A 17,382-nucleotide genomic window follows, 5' to 3' on the forward strand; every position below is an offset into this window, starting at 1 on the left:
AATGCTCTCACGAGTAGCCGGAAACATATACTGGATGGCCCGGTATCTTGAGCGTGCGGAGGACATGGCGCGCCTGATCAACGTCAACGCCAACCTGACCCTGGACTTGCCGAAAGGCTTGTCGCCAATCTGGGGACAACTTATCGCCATCACGGGCGTGGGCGAGCTTTATGAGGGCGAATTCGACGAACGCTCAGTCCTGAAATTCCTGATTGCAGAAAACAACAACCCGGTTTCCATCCTGTCCTGTATGGCTTATGCGCGGGAAAACGCCCGCACTATTCGCGATGTCATCCCCCGTGAAGTGTGGGAAGCGATCAACCGGGTTTATCTCTACGCCAAAGACCATGCGCAGCAGGCGTTGACCAAGCGTGGACGTTATCCTTTCCTCTTCGAAATCATCAGTGAATGCCAGCATATAACCGGCATTCTGGCAGGCACGATGAATCACGATGCAGGATATACCTTCCTGAAAGTGGGGCGGAATCTGGAGCGGGCGGATATGACCAGCCGCATAATCGACACCCGTTCCGCTAACTTGGTGCCGGACGCCATAGTGACCAAAGCCACTAACGATAACCTGCAATGGATGAGCGTGCTCAAGTCGCTGACCGGTTATCAAATGTATCGACGCGAGATGCAGGTGCGCATCCAGCGTCAGGAAGTGCTGAAATTCCTGATTCAGTCAAAAGTGTTTCCAAGGGCGATCGCCCATGCCATGTCGGAAGTTGAGAAATCGCTGGAGTCGCTGCCGAACCACGAAAAGGCGCAATTGGTGATTCATCGCATCAACCGGCAGATCGACAATGTGGAGATCGCCAAGCTGAAGCAGACGGAACTACAGAACTTTATGGATCAATTGCAGGTAGGGTTTGCGCAGACGCATGAGGAATTGAGCGTCGCCTATTTCGGCGGGCAGGTCAGCGCTCAGTCGCAAAGTCAGGACGCAGCCTGAGCGCTGCGCCCCATACAAAATCAATCTAATAGCGACTGCGCGAAGGCGATCAGCTCCTCCGCCGCTTTTTCCCGGATGGCCAGCGTGTCCTCCGGGTCAATGCCATATTTCTGCGCCAGCAGAGTGAAATCTTCCGAGCGCAAGGAAACGGTCAGGCGCGGGCGAATCGGCGTTTTGTTATAGGAGAGTCCCAGTATCTTGCGGATCATGTCCGGCGGATTCAGGTCCTGATCCAGCGCCGCCCGCTTCAACACTTGCTGCACCTCTTTGGATACGTCAAAAGCAAGTTGGGTGGCTCTTACCGCTTTTTGTTCTTCAAGCCAACGATCTTTACCTTTGTTCAACGTTATCTCCCGGCGCCGCTCTGGCCGTCTGGTCGCCTTTCATATGGTTTTCTCATTGATAGTAAAAAGCAGCCTGTTCGGGGCTGCATAAAAGTCATCAGCAATTTCCGTCGTAATTCAATTCAGGGCTTTTGCGCTTTGAGGCGTTCGAGAATGTCGCGGGCGCTGCGTGAATCCCCCGTCAGACCGGCGGCTTCAAGACGCTTGGCTAATGGATCTTCATTGCGCTCAGCCTGCAGCTCTTCGCCCGCTTCTATCTGGTAATCCGTCATCTGCTGACTGCGTTTGATGCGCTCCAGGGTTTCCCGCGCCGATCCCAGATTCGCGTTGTGGGCGGCGGCGTTGTCCGCAATCTGTAAGGTCGCCTTTTGCACTTTATCCGTTGTTTGCACGACGGCGAGATCGCGTTCGTTATCGGCGATTAACTTTTCGGCTTTTTGAATGTTGCTCTTGAGACGCTGGATCTGTTCGTTATAGCGCTGGCTGATCGTCAGCTGCTCATGCACGCTGGTCTCCAGCCTGGCGATGTGCTCCGCTGCTTGCAGGGCGAGCGCTTCGTCATTCTGGTTAAGCGCCGTCAGGGCTTCGGCTTCGCGCTTGGCGATATCCAGACGCAGAGATTTGGTTGTGGCGTCAGCCTCCAGCTTATGGACCATGACATCCGTCAGACTGCGTTTGGCGTCTTCAATATGGCCTTTGGCGATCTCAATCTCTCTTTCGATGGCGCGTACGCCGTCCGCATCCATTACGGCCTCTCCCATTTCCCTCACGCCCCCGCGCAGTGCGGTCAGTAGCTTTTCGATGATGCTGCTCATGGAACACCTCCGGTGATCTATTTCAAATACTCTTCAAAGGCCTGGAAACAATCGTTGGCGTTGCGGGCCAGCGTCACCAGCTCTTTCAGGACGTTTTCGAGAATGGATAGAGGCGACAAGGCGCCGTAAATGACGTAGAAGTCGTCGACAATGGCGAAAGCGCTAAGGGGCATCGGCAAGCTCATTTCCAGTAGCGATTCATTTAACTCCGCGAGACGGGATTCCAGCAGTTCGCCCTTGCGAAACAAATAACTGATGCATAGGATTTGGGTCTCTGTAGCGGTCACGTATATCGGTAATGCATCCAGTTCCGACACTTGCACCTGCAGCACTTCCACTTCTCCCCTGATTGGGAGGCAGTCGAACGTGTGGCCTTCGTAGGCGGCGTCGGATAACTTGAGGGCTAAATCGTTAATTAAGCTCACCGTTGTCTCCTCGCGACATAATATGTCCCGCGTCGATCCTAAAGCGCGCGCCATATCATGTCAATCTAAAAAAAGCGTCGGATTTACAGCTAAGCTTAATCGCTAAATGATTTGTTTGAAGGACGAAATTTTCTGTTGACATAATATGGCCGTCCTGAGTATTAATGACATAGTATGTCGTAAGAGGTGAGATATGGAAGCATACTTGGCAACAATTTTTTCGTTTCCGACTGTGGTTTTCACAGTCTTTTTAGGGATTGTCGTTTGCTATTGGATTCTCGCCATTATCGGCTTGCTTGACCTGGATCCTTTCGACTTGGATCTTGATCTGGATGTGGCCGACGCGCAGGGGCTGGCGGGACTCATGGTTACCCTGGGTTTAACCGGCGTTCCATTGCCCCTGGTGTTGAGTTTTCTGGCAATGTACGGCTGGGCTCTCACTTATTTCGTTTCTCTTTATATCCTGATTCCCATGTTTGGGGGCGTTATCCTCTACATCGCCGGCGCAGGCGTTATTGCTATCGCCTTTGGAATTTCGATCCTGTTGACGGCTAAGACCATACGTCCTTTGCGTCCTTTGTTTCGCAAAGCTTATGGTACGGCGAGCGCTAAAGTCATCGTCATCGGAAGAACCGGGACTGTGCGGTCAGGGAGCGTCAGTGAAACGTTTGGGGAAGCGGAAATAACCATCGACGGCGCGCATCTCATTCTGAAGGCCAGAGGTGAAGCGGGCTTGAATCTGAAGCGTGGAGATAAAGTCATATTCGTTAAATACCTGGAAGCGGAAAACGCCTATCAGGTGATGCCCGAAGAAGACTTTTTGGCGGACTCTTGATAGCCGCCGTTGCAATATTTCGAACTAATTAAATTCATAAATCAACTAGGCATAGAGCTAGGAGAAAGTGGCTTATGGAAGTGGAAGCAGGGGCTGTTTTTGGACTTTTAACCATCATAGGGGGCATTTTTCTATTCCTGATGGGAATACTCGCCCTGTTTAAAGCATTTTATAAAAAGGTAGAGCAAGGGCAGGCGTTGATCGTTAACGATATGTCGACCCAGCCGAAAGTGTATTTTACCGGCGCCATGGTGCTGCCGGTTATTCACAAAGCCGAAACCATGAAAATTTCGGTTATCACGTTGGAGATTGATCGTCGCGGTAAAGACGGCCTGATCTGTCAGGATAACCTCCGCGCTGATATTACTGTCGCGTTCTATTTGCGAGTGAATGAAACGGCGGAAGACGTGCTGAAGGTAGCGAAGGCGGTGGGCGTGTCCCGCGCGTCAGATCGCGTCGCCGTCAATGAGCTGTTCAACGCCAAGTTCTCCGAAGCGCTGAAGACGGTAGGTAAGCAAATGGAGTTTCTGGGGCTGTTTGAAGACCGTATCGGCTTCCGTGACCGCATTGTTCAGACCATTGGTAACGACCTGAACGGTTATGTGCTCGAAGACGTCGCTATCGACTATCTGGAGCAAACGCCTAAGTCCAGTCTGGATTCCAGCAATATTCTGGACTCCGAGGGCATCAAGAAGATTACCGAAATCACGGCTCAGCACAATATCCACACCAACCGTCTGGAGCGTGACGAAGAGCTGGAGATCAAGCGTAAGAACGTCGCCACGCGCGAAGCCATGCTGGAGCTGGAGCGCCAACAGGCTGACGCCGAAGCGAAACAGAAGCGTGAGGTGGAGTCCATTCAGGCTCGTGAAACCGCCGAAACTCAAAAGGTTCGCGAAGAAGAACGCAAGAAAGCGGAAGAGGCGCGCATTCTGACCGAAGAGCAGCTGTCGATTGCGGAAGAGAACAAGCAACGTCAGGTGGAAATTGCGGTTAAGAACCGTGAGCGCACAGTGGCGATCGAGCATGAGAAAGTCGAAAAAGCCCGCCAGCTGGAAATGGTTAACCGCGAGCGCGAAGTTGAGCTGCAGCGCATCGCCAAAGAGAAAGAGCTGGAAGAGCAGCGTAAAGTCATCACGCTGACGATCAGTGAGCGTATCTCCGTCGAGAAGAAAGTGGCGGAAGAGGAAGAGCGCATCAAAGAAGTTCGTGAAGTGTCTATGGCGGAACGCGAGAAGCAAGTGCGCATTCTGGCGGCCCAGGCGGAAGCGGACGAGCAGTTGGTCAAGCAGGTCAAGGCGGCGGAAGCAGAGAAAGAAAAAGCCGTGTTCCGCGCCCAGGAGATCAACACCATTGCTCAGGCGGAGCTGGAAGCCTCCTCCAAGAAAGCGGAAGCCAACAAGAAGGAAGCTGAGGGCATCCAGGCGATGGAAGCCGCGTCTGGACTGGCGCAGGCCCGTGTAGCGGAAGCCAAGGCGGCCGCCTACGAGCGCGAAGGTCAGGCGAAGGCGAATGCTCAGAAAGCGGAAGGCCTGGCGAAAGCAGAAGTCGTCGAAGCCCAGGCGGCGGCCAACGAGAAGAGTGGTCTGGCGGACGCCAAAGTGCTGGAAGAGAAACTCACCGCCAAAGCGCGCGGGGACGAGAGCATTGGTATGGCGAAGGCGCGGGCGGAAAGAGAGCTGGGCGCGACCGAAGCGGAAATCATTCGTCAGAAAGCCAAAGCGGAAGCGGACGGCCTGGTGGAGAAATTCAACGCGATGGGCAATATGTCCCCAGAAGCCCGCGAGTTCGAAGAGTTCCGTATGCGTATGGACGCTGCGATCAAGGAAGTTATGGCGAGCATCGAAGCCAACAAGTCTATTGCAACCGATCAGGCTCAGGTGCTGGCGCAAGCGCTGCAGAAGTCCAATATCGAGATCGTCGGCGGCGGCGGAGAATACTTCGAGAGCTTCTCCAAAGCCCTGGCTGTCGGCAAAGCCATCGATGGCGTAGCTGGCAAGAGCCAGGCGGTGCAAGCGGCGCTGGACAAGCTGTTGTCCATCACCGGCAAACCGTCCGGCGAGAAGTCCCACTAACCCTTCGACCCTTTCTTTGCAGTCAGACGGGCGGCCTTGGTCGCCCGTCGGCCTGATCTGATAGAACCGCAGTTTGGATGGAGTCTTTATGACATCGCAAACCAATGATCTGGTTGAAAACGCCGTTGCTGAAGGAGGCGCCTACGAAGTCTTGCGCAAACGCCTTCAGGAACAGGGGCTTCGCCTGCGCGAACTGGTGGAGGCGCTTAACAAGGAGCGTCTGCAGGAGTTCGGCAGTTCTGATATGGATATCCTCAGTCGTATCCGGGTGCGTACCGAAAATAATTGCGTCGCCCGTGACATCGTTCGGGTTGGGGACTTTCTGTTATTCGGATACAACGTTTTTATCGGCCTGAAGAAAGAAACCAAAGTTTCTGATGTCTTTGCGTTGTATCAACTGACTGAAACTGAGCAGGGATTGGAGCTCAGCGAGCATTCTTCAGACGGAACCTTTCTGGCGGACGCCAAGTTCCTCTCTGATTTTAATGAACTGTATACATACTATAAAAACGCCAAGTTGCTGCAGTTGGTGGTGCGCCAGGGGCGTCTGCTGGCGGCGTTTCAAATCGGCGAGCGGTTGGAAGACCTGCGAGTTTTCCAATGGGCGGTTAACGCCGCCGGCGAGGTGGAGAGCTACATCGACAACCGCGGCGAGCGCTATATCCAACTGCCTCCCCGCCATGACTTTGAATGGATTGAGATCAAACGGGAGCAAGTGGTCGAGGGGCTGCATCCACATATCAATATCCTCGACACGCTGTTCGTCGATAATATTCGCGGCGACCTGACGTTCAAGATCGAAAATAACACCCGCACCGGCGAAGGCATTTTTTCCGATCCAGTTGACGATGAAAATCAGTCTCTGGACGACGGCCAGTTTTTTTACGCGGAAGTGGGTGAGCTGATCCTGATAAAGATTTTGCCATATCGGGAAGATAGCTGGCGTTACTACGTTTTCAACAAGCGCCTCAGCAAAGTGACGCGCATTGACGCCATCGGGCAGTCCTGCGTTCAATTGCCGGAAGATCATGGCCTGATGTTCCCCGGCGGCTATTACCTGGAAACCGGCGAACTTAAGCACTTTGACGAAGAGATTGACGGCTTTCGCTTTAAACGCGCGATTCGTTCGCCCAACGGCGAGGACGTGCTGTTTGTCTTCTATGAAATACCTCAGGGCATCAGTGGATTATACAGCTATAACCTGATCACCAAATCCCTGCAGAACCCCATCGTCGGTCATGGCTACGCGCTGCTTAACGACGGTCGGATGGTGGTGTTCACGGCGGACGACGAGCCGACGCGCATTCATCCCATGCAGGTTTGGAAGACCCCTTACTTCAGTGAGACGTTTGCGGCGCAGGAATCCGCCAGTCAAACGTTTCTGGGGCGTATCGGCAACAAGGAGCTGGTGCGCGGTATTTCCGATCTGCTCAGCATTTGTCGTCTGGTAGAGCAGAATGTCGCCTCTTTCGAGCACTACAATTCGCTCATCAAATCCGCCATGCGATTGTTCGATCAGTATTACTGGTTGGACTCCAAAGAGTTGGCGGAGGTGCACGGGCTATTGAAAGAGCTGGTCGCCAGCGGCGAGCTGGTGCTGGACGAGTATGAAAAGGTCGCGTCGATTCAGGAGAGTTCGCGCACTGCACTGGAACAGGCGGCGGCGGATAAGAAAAAGCTGATTCAAAGCCTGTCGCCGGAATCCTGGAGCCAGCCGGGAGATTTCGTCAACGCGTTGGACGCGGCCCGCAAGTTGCGCGGCAGACTGATGACGCTGCGTGATTACCGTTATATCGACCTCTCTGCGATTGACACAATGGAAGCTGAATTGGTGGAGACCGAGCAGGAGCTGGCGGAGGAAACCGTCAAGTTCCTGGCGACCCCCAAAGCGCTTGATGGCTATTACGAGCGCCTGGAGGAGCTAACGGAGAAGGCGGAAAAACTGGAAACCCGCGCCGAGCTGAAACCCTTGCTGGAAGAATTCGGCGCAATCAGCGCCGGGCTGGATTTGCTGTCGGAGCTGGTGGCGACACTGGAAGTGGAGGACGCCGTACAGCGCACGCATATCATCGACGGCATTTCCGAGCTGTACGCCAAGATTAACCAGCAGAAAGCCAAGGTTCAGAACAAAGCCAAGTCGCTGGGCTCGAAAGAGGCGACTGCGCAATTCGCCGCGCAGTTTCGCTTGTTTGAGCAAAGCCTCAGCAATGCTCTCGGTCTGGCGGATACGCCGGATAAATGCGACGAGCTGCTGTCACGGCTGCTGAACCAATTGCAGGAGCTGGAAGGACAATTCGGCGAATTTGATGAGTTTCTGGGCGACATCCTCGCCAAGCGCGATGAAGTGTATGACGCCTTCGACAAGCATAAGCAGCGCCTGATCGAAGAACGTCAACGCAAGACGCACACACTGGCGGACGCCGCCGGGCGCATTCTGGAAAGCGTCGGCAAGCGGTGTCAGCGCTTCCAGCAAATGGATGAGGTGAACACCTTCTTCGCATCCGATGCGCTGGCGCAGAAAGTCCGGCAAATAGTGAAGCAGTTGCGTGAGCTGGGTGATCAAATCGCCGCAGACGACCTGGAAAGCCGCCTGAAATCCGCCAAGGAACAAGCGGTAAGAGGACTGCGGGACAAAACGGACATTTTCGAGGAGGGCGGCAAGGTCATCAAGTTAGGGCCGCGTCACCGCTTCAGCGTTAATACGCAGGAACTGGATCTGTCCATTTTGCCCAGGGACGACAAGCTGTTCATTCATGTGACCGGTAGCGACTACTACCAGCCGATTGACGATGCGGAGCTGGATGCCTGCCGTCGTTATTGGGATATGACGCTGATATCGGAAACGCCGGATGTGTATCGCGCGGAGTTTCTGGCGCATCGTTTTCTGGAGCGTCTCAGCGATCCCAAAGAAGTCGCCTTCAAGGATAAGGTCATGCAGGCGTTGGCGGCCGGGGATGAGATACAGCCGTTTGTCACCGAATTCGCCGGTCCTCGCTATAAAGAAGGTTATGAAAAAGGCATTCATGACCATGATGCGGCGCTGATTCTGGCTAAGATTCTGCCAGTCATCAATCAGGCGCAGCTGTTGAAATATACCGGTCGAATTCGGGCGCTGGCCTGCCTGTTCTGGTCGGCCTGGCAGTATGATGAAGGCAGCGCCGCCCGTCGTGCGCAGGCCCGCGCGGCGCAGATCATGCTGGATGTGTTGAACAGCCCTCAGGCGATGTCGCAGTTACAAGGCGCATTGGGAGAGAAGTTGACGCAATTTGTGGCGCAACAGCGTCTGGACTTCAGTGAGGTGGATATCGCGCAGGCGGCGGCTTATTTGGCGGCTGAGTTGGGCAAAGATGCGCTCGCATTCGAAACCGGCAAGTACGCCCTGGATTGCTATGAGCGCATGAAACTCAATCTGCAGACCTCCAATGCCTGGAATATGCTGCAGGAGAGTATGAAGTCTCTGGGCGGCGACCTGGGCGCGCGCTGGCGCTTGGCGCAGAGCTGGCTGCAGGCGTTCATCCAGTCTACGGGGCAGGCGTTCGAGGATTTTCATTACGAAGCGGTGGCGATTCTGGCGGCGGAGCAGGAAATCCCCAGGGATAAGCGCGAGGTCGACTTACGCTTCACCGTATCCGGATTGCTGGGTTCGCATCCACGGATCAAGGAGCAAGCGCTGCAGCTGGCGTTAGACGACTTCATGGCGCGTATGACTCGTCATGTTGAAGAGGACATCGCCGGTTATGAGCGTTTCCTCAAGTTGCGCCAGCAGAAGCTGGATCAGGCTCGCAAGATGCTGCGTCTAAGTGAACTCAAGCCTCGGCCGCTGACCTCGTTCGTACGCAACAAGCTGATCAATGACCACTATCTGAAATTCATTGGCGATAACCTCGCCAAGCAGATGGGGACCGTTGGCGAAAGCAAGCGTACGGATAATATGGGCTTGCTCATGATGATATCCCCGCCGGGATACGGTAAGACCACTTTGATGGAGTATACCGCCAGCCGTTTGGGGTTGACGTTCGTCAAAGTAAACTGTCCCTCTCTGGGCCATGACGTGGTCTCCCTGGACCCTGAAAAGGCGCCGCACTCGACGGCCAGACAGGAGTTGATCAAGCTGAACTTTGGTTTTGAGCTGGCCAACAACGTCATGCTGTATCTGGACGATATCCAGCATACGCATCCAGAGTTTCTGCAGAAATTTATCTCCCTCTGCGATGGCACGCGAAGAGTAGAGGGGGTCTGGAACGGAGAAACCCGGACTTACGACCTGCGCGGCAAGAAATTCTGCATCGTCATGGCGGGCAACCCCTACACGGAGAGCGGTGAAACGTTCAAAGTGCCGGATATGCTCGCCAACCGGGCTGACATCTATAACCTTGGCGACGTTCTTGGCGGCATGGAAGACGCCTTTGCGATGAGCTATATCGAGAACGCGATGACGTCCAACCCCGTCTTGGCGCCGCTGGCGACCCGGGATATGGAGGATTTCTACAAGTTCATTGATGCCGCCAAGGGCCGTGAAGTCGCCGCGACGGATATGAAGCACACCTATAGTGGCGCTGAGTTCAAAGAAGTTGTCGATGTATTGGACAAGCTGATGGATGTGCAAAAAGTCGTGCTGCGGGTTAATCAGGAATACATTCGCAGCAGCGCCCAGGCTGACGCATACCGCTCCGAGCCAACATTTAAGTTGCAGGGAAGTTATCGCAACATGAATAAGTTGGCGGAAAAAATCACCTCGGTGATGACTGGGGATGAACTACAACAACTGTTGGAAGACCACTATCAAGGAGAGTCGCAGTTGTTAACCCAGGGGGCGGAAGAGAACTTGCTGAAGTTGGCGGAATTGCGTGGAACGCTGACGGCTGAGCAACAAACCCGTTGGTCAGCGATCAAAGAAGAGTTCGCTAAAAATCGGGGCCTGAAGGACATGGATGCGTCACAGCAGGCGGTGCGCCAACTGCGGGAAATGACGGATGGATTGAGTCGTCTTACTGAGGTTGTCGGTCAAAGGAATGAACCTGCTTTGCCGGTGGAAGCGCCCAAGGATCATTCCGCTGATGTGGTCAAGCAACTGGCCAGAATGGTCAAGGCCATGAGCGAGTTGAAAGACGCTGCGCCAAAAGTGGATGTGGGGCCCAAAGTGGAAGTCGTCAACCAGCCCATGCCTGGACTGGATAAAATTCTCGCGACTCTGGCTGACACCATTCAAAACAGTATTTATCCCCTGGTAAAAACGATGGATGGTAAGCTGCAGTTGGACCTGGAGACCCATAAGCGCATGGCGGACTTGAACGCAAAAATAGAGAGTCTGCGACTTGAGCTGAAAAAACCGGAAGCTTAACAGGCGGGAAAGACGGATTCTGTTGATAAACAAAAGCGGGCGTTAAGCCCGCTTTTTTGTGCTATCGGTTGGCGGAGTAAGGATCTTTCGCCAGTAGATAAGCGATCATTGATTTCTGTTTGGACTGTTTGTCCAGCCACTCGCGAATTTCTCGTAGTTTGGCGTATTCTTCTTTGCCGAACTCTTCTTCATATAACGCTTCGAAGACATCGCGAGCTTTGCTTTCGCGAATCTTGCGCTGCCAGGGATCGGTGAAAATCGCATTCAACTTGGTGGCGAGTCCTTCCCGCTTCAGCAATTCCCATTCGCCTTTATCCAACCACATGGCGAGAATTTCCGGGCTGAGGTCGAGTCGGTGATCAGTATTTTTTGAAATACGATATTTCAGCATCAGGCGACCGGTTTTGGGGCAGAGCAGCGCTTTTTTGGAGTCTTCCGCATTAACTGCGAGATCAAAGTCCACTTCGCTTAAAGAATGTTCCGAGTTTAACCAGCGAAGGTAATCCTGCAGATAAATCAGGGTTCCGCCGCAGCTATCGCAGATATGGCAGGCCAGTAAGTCTTCGAGGAAACCGGGCTTTAGTGCGCCTGAGTTACAGCTTGTGCATTTCATGGAATGGTCTTCCTATAGTAGAGGCTGTCTTGAGGAAAAGCATAAATTGGCGGCTTTTCACTCTGCGCCGCGACAGGATACGCGCGGACGCCTTTATATTGGAGCGCGGTTAAAAGAAGGGATTCAAATGCGATCTTTTGATCGTTCTGTATTCCTGAATGGCGCTCAAATACGAAACGGTATTGTATTAACTCAGGGCAGGAAACGACAGGGCCAAATGGCTAAACGTCGCTGGAATCGAAGCGTTCGGTCACCAGGGGAAAAGTATTATCAATAAGCCGGGAGGGAAAGCCGCCATGAAAGCGGAATATTGCGTTAGCCCTGACTTCGCCTGCAACTGGCGGATACTGCTGCCAGTGTTAGAGCAGGCGTAAAAGAGGCGCTGATCACGAAAACCTAATTGGTTTCGTTGTTCAGCACTAACGTTCTTTTCCTTTTCACAACAACCTTCGGCGTGTGGGCCGGGGCTGACCTGCCGCCATAATAATGGCCTCGGTCTTCTGTCCTTGCAGTACTTTCAATGGCGGATTTAGACTCGCGTATAAGTTGGCATACTTGAACCGGCGACAGGTGCTTGGGTACCTGGATAGGTCTCAGCTCCACAATTTCCCCGTTCCGTAGTTCAAATGCCATTTCGAAACCACTTATATGACGAGCTATATTGAGTTTTGAATCAATGTTCCATTCCATGTGATTCACGCTCCGTAGTTTTTCTGGTTATCTAGGGTGTTGCCGGTAGACGAGGCCGCCTCCATACGATTTAAGTGGGCCTTACCAAACCTGGAAGGCGTCCTTTGCTGGAAAGTCGAAGAGGGCGTGAGAGCCTTCCACGATACTCCAAACAAGACCTGGATGATCCCGCAAGGGGGCGTCCACGAACTGGCCGGAACGGCTAGTATAGACACTTACGCGGCGAATAATAACAACGACTGTGTAACAGGATGTATCCCGGCAAAAGCGGCGCCAGGATAATAAGGTGAGCGGCGTTCAGTTTTACTGTGACGCGCCTATGATTTGTACGACGGGAAAAGCGTCGATATGGCTGTTATCTTAGCAGGAATATCTTCTTCGTGTGTGTGGCTAATGTAAAAACATGTCAAAACCCGTCGCCGCCAGATTCGTCTGCTTCAGGCTGCAGGGGGGGACGAATCGCCGCGTCGGAGCGCTGTTAAAAATAGACGTCGTCAGGATTGAATCGGTAGTCGCCCATGTTTTGCTTACGCTCTTGGCGCAGCTTTCGTACTTGCGCTTGAGCTTGCAGGCCCCAGATGCTGACAGCGTTCTCAAGGAGATCAAAATTGATGTTCAGCAGTGACCCCGCTATTGCGTTCATCGCGGCGCGGGCTTGCATGAAGCTGTGATAGGGACCTTGCAGTTTCACCTTTACTGCGGGTTTGCTTTCCTGCCCCGCCAGTGCGATCAGGGTGTAAGTGGCGTCGCCTGTATCTTTGATAAATAACTCTACCCGTTGCCGGTCATTGCCCGAGAGGGCGCAGAATTTGGCGTCGTCAGCAAGAGGGGAACGGTAATCCAGACGCATAAGCTTCTCCCATAGTGATACTGCCGGGAAGCCTTTAATGTGCACTGAATTATTAGCGGGCGCAATGACCTTGATCGAATTTTGCGCTGTTTTACCGTTTTTCAGGAATGCGGCGTCTCAGGACGCCGCTGCTTTGGCCGTTGAAATGGCGCAGAGATGTCGCAGTTCATCCATGCGATCAGTGAGAAGATCCTCTGCGGCGATCGCCCGTTGCTCCTCAAGAATGTCCTGCAGAATTTCCGCTGTCGTTAGCGGATTCGCCAGCACTACCCTGAAGACGACGCAGGCCTGCCCATCATAAGCGGCGGGATTGAGCCGCGTACGGGAAACGAACGCTTTGCCCCGCGCCCGCTGGGTTTTCTGAATGCCTTTGGTGATTCGGCTCAGGCAGTCGTTAATGGCCTGCTGGCGTTCTTCATCGGCCAACTCCAGGGCCTGCCTCACCCAGGCGGGACAATATCGATAGGTGAGAATGTTGAGTTCTGGTTCACTGATGAGCTCGAAGTCGTCGGCCTGATTGATCATCGATGCGAAGGCTTTGGCTTTTTCGATGCCGAGGTCGATCAGGATCTCGTAACCCGTGCGGCCAATGATTTTCAAGCCGGACTGGATGAGCATCGCCATACCGGGCCGCGAACCTTCCAGTGTTTTACTGCCGAGGTCGCGAGACCCCTGACGAATGATGTACTGGGCATGATGCTCAATGGCGTTGCTGGTGGATGGGTTCTTGAATACGACCAATCCAGCGCCCATTGGCACATAAAGCTGTTTATGGGCGTCCATAGTGACGGAGTCCGCCAACTCGATGCCCTTCAGCAAGTGCCTGTAATTATTGGAGAATAAAGTGGGGCCGCCCCAGGCTGCATCAACATGGAAGTAGGTGTTGAACTCTTTGGCGATGGCGGCCATTTCCTCCAGCGGATCAATGTTACCGGTTTCCGTTGTGCCGGCGATGCCTACCAGACTGATGATGCGCACTTTGGCGTCCCGCAGCTCTTCGCAGGTGGCGCGCAAGGCTTGCAGGTCGATTTTGTTATTGGGGCCAGTCGGGATGGCGATGATATTGTCGCTGCCCAGACCGAGCAGATCGGCGGACTTACTGAGAGAATAGTGGCCCCGCTTGGAGACCAGCACCGCCGCGCCTTCATAACCGTAGTGCTTCAGGGCCTTGAACATGCCTTCGCGGCGTACGCCTTTGAAGACGGAGTCAGCAGGAAAGCACAGGTTCCTCGCCACCCAGAGCGCGGTGATGTTGGCCACCGTACCGCCAGAGCACATACTGCCCAGCGCCGCGCTGCTATTGTGCATCCACTCTTGGTAATAGGCGTCGTCTCTGTCATAGACAAGCCTATGCATCATCCCAATAACCTGACGCTCTAACGGCGTAAACGCCTTGGAGGTCTCCGTTTTCACCAGATTCTGGTTCAGCGCGATCATGATTTTCGACAGCGGCAGCATGAAATAAGGCAGCGCCGACGTCATATGACCGATAAAACTGGGGGAGGCAGTGTGCACGGACTGGGAAACGAGCTTATCCAGTAGGAACTGGGTTTGCTCGGAGACGAACACAGGCTCTTCCGGAATGCGGGACTCGGCGAAGTCTTTTTCCATTTCGCTGAGATCTTTTTCCACCGCCACAATGTGATCCTGTAGGAATCCGGCCAGATTCTGTGAGATTTTCTGGTCGATTCGACCCAGTGTGGAATTCGGCGCCTCGGGGATGGTGAACACCCGATACATGGTTTCCAAACTGGCTTTGGCGATTTTTTTGGTCTTCGACATAGGACCCCGCTACCGCTTAATGGCGCTTTCGGGACGCGCGGAGTCGCCCCCGCGTGTCCAGCAACAATATTCCTGGGCTCTGGTCTGGCCGCAGGGGGCGGACCGAGCCGACGCGCAAGTATAGAGGTTGTCAAATACAAGCGCCAGTCGCCCGATATTACACCAGTTAGCTGCTGTTTTGCATCAATCCGGCATCCAGTCGAGCCCACCGATATGGGGCTCGGTCGCCTTACAAAGGCTCTTGTTCGAAAAGCGTAATGCGCGCGTCCAAACTTTGCGCCAGTGTTTGCTCAAGTTGCGACAGGTGTCTGTCCGCTGTCGCCCGGTTAGGCGCCAGCAGAATTAACGTCCACTCGCCGGTTTGCAAGGCGTCTGTCTGTCCGGACTCGATAATCGCCAAGTGCGGCTGTCGTCCCAGTTTCTCGCGAACGCCGCTGGTGCGCTGGCGTTTTTCTTTTAGCGACGCGCACCCTTGTAGCTGAAACTCTAACCTGATGACGAAACCGTGCATGACGCGACCCGTATAATCTTGTTATTGCCTCAGCCTGCGCGGGAGCGCGCCACGGCTGCATTGACGGCTTCTTCCAACGCGGCTTCCAGGTTATCTCCATGGAATGGGAGGCCATTGATGAAGATTGCAGGCGTGCCGCGCAATCCCAGCGCCATCGCCTGATTTTGTTCTTTTTCCACGAACTGCACGGCTTCTGGGCTGGAGGCGCACTCTTCGATTTTAGCTCCGTCAAGACCAAGCTTTTCAGCGACGCCAGCCACGGAGGCCTCGTTTAGTTTACCTTCATAGTCAAAGAAGGCGTCATGGAACTCCCAGTATTTGTCCTGCTTGCCGGCGCAGTAGGCGACCTGAGCCAGATACACGGACGTTTTTCCGGTCACCGGAAAGTCCACCATGGTCCAGCGTACGCTATCGCTTTGTTTCTCAAGTATTTTGCGTAAGGTATGCGAGGCGTGCTTGCAATGAGGACAACGAAAATCCGCAAACTCAACAATACTGACGGGAGCCTGGGCGGCGCCACGGACGGGGTAGCCTTCCAGTTGCAGGTCTGCGACGGGAGCATTGGGCTCAACCAAGTGCAAACTGAGCTGTCCCTGCTTCTTCAGACTTGCGATGAGGTCGTGTTCTGCACGTTGCAGGCGGTCTTTCTGCAGGGCGTCCTTGATCGCGTCTTTGATTTCGTAGAAAGGGCGCTGAATTTGCTGTTTGTTGGCTTCAAAAAACTGTGAGACTTCTTCGTCAGTGACAGGTTTGATTTCAATCAGCTCATTACGAACCTGCTCTTTGGAAACATTCCGCGCCTTCGCCAAGTTTTGAAAATGCACCTGAAGCGCAGCGTTTTCCAGAATTTGTGACTTACGTTCAAAAACCTGCTGCTCAAGCTCGAATAACGCGGCGGCCTCGGCATACGGCAGTTGCTCAGGCGTATATTCCTCGCCTTGTAGTGTGAACAACGAATCGCCTGCCGTTGGGGCTGACAGGGCTCCTTGAGAGAAACGGGCCGAGTGCAGTAGCGTGGCGATCAAGAGACCAAGCGCAAACATAATTACGCCGATATAAAGAGCGGGAACCGGTTTTTTCTGAGTAGCCATGAGCGTTTTTGGTTGGGTCTAGTCTAATTGGTTGATATTAATATGCCATCGATTGCGATAAATAATTGTTGATCCGCGTCAGGACCTTACTTGAGAGCCATGGCATTCTGACAGACCTGTCAGGCCTGCGCCAGTAGCGTTCCGGCTTGTTTTAGGCGATCATTGCGCCCCTCCAAGGGCATTGTTTAAAACATGACGGAGAGTTTTTGTTATCAGCGCTTTGGAATAGGCCCGACTGCATTAATGCAGAATTCTGCAATATCCATGACGATCGGGTGGTCTGCGGTGATGGGCGGTTGCATGTCGCTGCTTAGGCCGGGGACGTAGGACTTGATCTGTTCGGCGAGGGGGCCGATCAGGGATTCCGCCAAAGCGCCAACCAGCGCTGCGCCGCTGACCTCCGGGTTCTGTGGACGTAGCGCCGCTGACTTGACGCCTTCCGCTATGGTTTGGCTGAAGAGTTCTGCGTAAGCCTGGCGGTAGTTCAGACGTTCTTGGTCCAGCACCGGGTCCACGGGCTCTGCTATGAGTGCGTAGGCCAGGCGTCTGCCGCGCAAGGCCCGGCGAGCGAAGGTGGCGATCGCAAGACGCAGACGGACATCAATGCCGCCCGGCGCGTTGAGAGAGGCGGCGACCTGATCCACTTCGCGTTGGGTGACATGGCGAAAGACTTCGGCGCAGAGCGTGGATTTGTCCGGAAAGTAGCGATACACAGTTCCTGTGGCGACGCCGGCGCGAGCGGCGATAGCCGCTACAGAGGCTCCTTTGAAGCCGGCTTCGGAAATGAGTTCCTCCGCGGCTTTGAACAGGCGCAATTTGATGGTTTCTTTGCGCGCCCGCACTTTCTCTGTTTCTCGGTAAGCCATGGGGCGATTGACGCGGTCTGTTGCAGTAAGGGAAAAGTAAGTGCGTGAAAGTATTACGAAGTTTCAATAAATATAAAAGAGGTTTCCTTCCCTGATGAGTTGTTCCCCGCAGTAAGCCGCGACGGATTTTCCCATGCGGCGTCAGATTGACGCTCCATCGGAAAATCCGTCGCCCAGGAATGTCCGGTG

At 53.9% G+C, this 17,382-nt stretch carries 13 protein-coding genes; 4 read left to right on the forward strand and 9 right to left on the reverse strand.

Annotation, left to right across the window (positions count from 1 at the left end):
- Position 1: 1 nt before the first annotated feature.
- Entirely contained in the window at positions 2-955 is a 954-nt protein-coding gene (locus ONV78_RS15310; protein WP_216736494.1) for an alpha-E domain-containing protein, read from the forward strand.
- A 20-nt stretch (positions 956-975) separates the two neighbouring features.
- Here ONV78_RS15310 and ONV78_RS15315 read toward each other — a convergent pair whose 3' ends face one another.
- From ONV78_RS15315 to ONV78_RS15325, 3 genes are all read right to left on the reverse strand, one after another.
- A complete protein-coding gene (locus ONV78_RS15315; protein ID WP_127968558.1) occupies positions 976-1,299 on the reverse strand; it encodes a hypothetical protein in 324 nt (107 codons plus the stop codon).
- 122 nt (positions 1,300-1,421) lie between these two features.
- Positions 1,422-2,114: a PspA/IM30 family protein gene (locus ONV78_RS15320; RefSeq protein WP_279504315.1), complete on the reverse strand. Its 693-nt coding sequence runs from the start codon at positions 2,112-2,114 to the stop codon at positions 1,422-1,424.
- Between the two features lie 17 nt (positions 2,115-2,131).
- Positions 2,132-2,539: a DUF2170 family protein gene (locus tag ONV78_RS15325; RefSeq protein WP_127968560.1), complete on the reverse strand. Its 408-nt coding sequence runs from the start codon at positions 2,537-2,539 to the stop codon at positions 2,132-2,134.
- 205 nt (positions 2,540-2,744) lie between these two features.
- On the opposite strand from ONV78_RS15325, the gene ONV78_RS15330 reads away from it, so the two are divergent.
- The 3 genes from ONV78_RS15330 (at position 2,745) to ONV78_RS15340 (ending at position 10,790) form a co-directional block, all read left to right on the forward strand.
- Positions 2,745-3,374, forward strand: a complete 630-nt coding sequence (locus ONV78_RS15330) for a hypothetical protein (RefSeq protein WP_279504318.1) — start codon at positions 2,745-2,747, stop codon at positions 3,372-3,374.
- Between the two features lie 74 nt (positions 3,375-3,448).
- Entirely contained in the window at positions 3,449-5,449 is a 2,001-nt protein-coding gene (locus ONV78_RS15335) for a hypothetical protein (protein WP_279504319.1), read from the forward strand.
- A gap of 88 nt (positions 5,450-5,537) precedes the next feature.
- Positions 5,538-10,790: a DNA repair ATPase gene (locus ONV78_RS15340; protein ID WP_279504321.1), complete on the forward strand. Its 5,253-nt coding sequence runs from the start codon at positions 5,538-5,540 to the stop codon at positions 10,788-10,790.
- Positions 10,791-10,851: 61 nt separating this feature from the next.
- On the opposite strand, the gene ONV78_RS15345 is transcribed toward ONV78_RS15340, so the two are convergent.
- From ONV78_RS15345 to ONV78_RS15370, 6 genes are all read right to left on the reverse strand, one after another.
- Complete coding sequence (locus tag ONV78_RS15345; protein ID WP_279504322.1) at positions 10,852-11,403, reverse strand: zf-TFIIB domain-containing protein; 552 nt, start codon at positions 11,401-11,403, stop codon at positions 10,852-10,854.
- Between the two features lie 1,168 nt (positions 11,404-12,571).
- The gene (locus ONV78_RS15350) at positions 12,572-12,943 is read right to left on the reverse strand and encodes a hypothetical protein (protein WP_216736500.1); all 372 of its coding nucleotides are present in this window, start codon (positions 12,941-12,943) and stop codon (positions 12,572-12,574) included.
- Between the two features lie 117 nt (positions 12,944-13,060).
- Positions 13,061-14,725, reverse strand: a complete 1,665-nt coding sequence (gene panP, locus ONV78_RS15355; protein ID WP_279504323.1) for a pyridoxal-dependent aspartate 1-decarboxylase PanP — start codon at positions 14,723-14,725, stop codon at positions 13,061-13,063.
- A 229-nt stretch (positions 14,726-14,954) separates the two neighbouring features.
- On the reverse strand, positions 14,955-15,236 hold the full coding sequence (locus tag ONV78_RS15360) for a DUF503 domain-containing protein (protein WP_279504324.1): 282 nt from the start codon (positions 15,234-15,236) through the stop codon (positions 14,955-14,957).
- A 29-nt stretch (positions 15,237-15,265) separates the two neighbouring features.
- Positions 15,266-16,327 (reverse strand): thioredoxin domain-containing protein, encoded by a 1,062-nt coding sequence (locus ONV78_RS15365; RefSeq protein ID WP_279504326.1) that lies wholly within the window; start codon positions 16,325-16,327, stop codon positions 15,266-15,268.
- 212 nt (positions 16,328-16,539) lie between these two features.
- Positions 16,540-17,193 (reverse strand): TetR/AcrR family transcriptional regulator, encoded by a 654-nt coding sequence (locus ONV78_RS15370; protein ID WP_279504327.1) that lies wholly within the window; start codon positions 17,191-17,193, stop codon positions 16,540-16,542.
- Between the last annotated feature and the right edge of the window lie 189 nt (positions 17,194-17,382).

The organism is Hahella sp. CR1, from assembly GCF_029813005.1.
Classification (GTDB): Bacteria; Pseudomonadota; Gammaproteobacteria; order Pseudomonadales; family Oleiphilaceae; genus Hahella.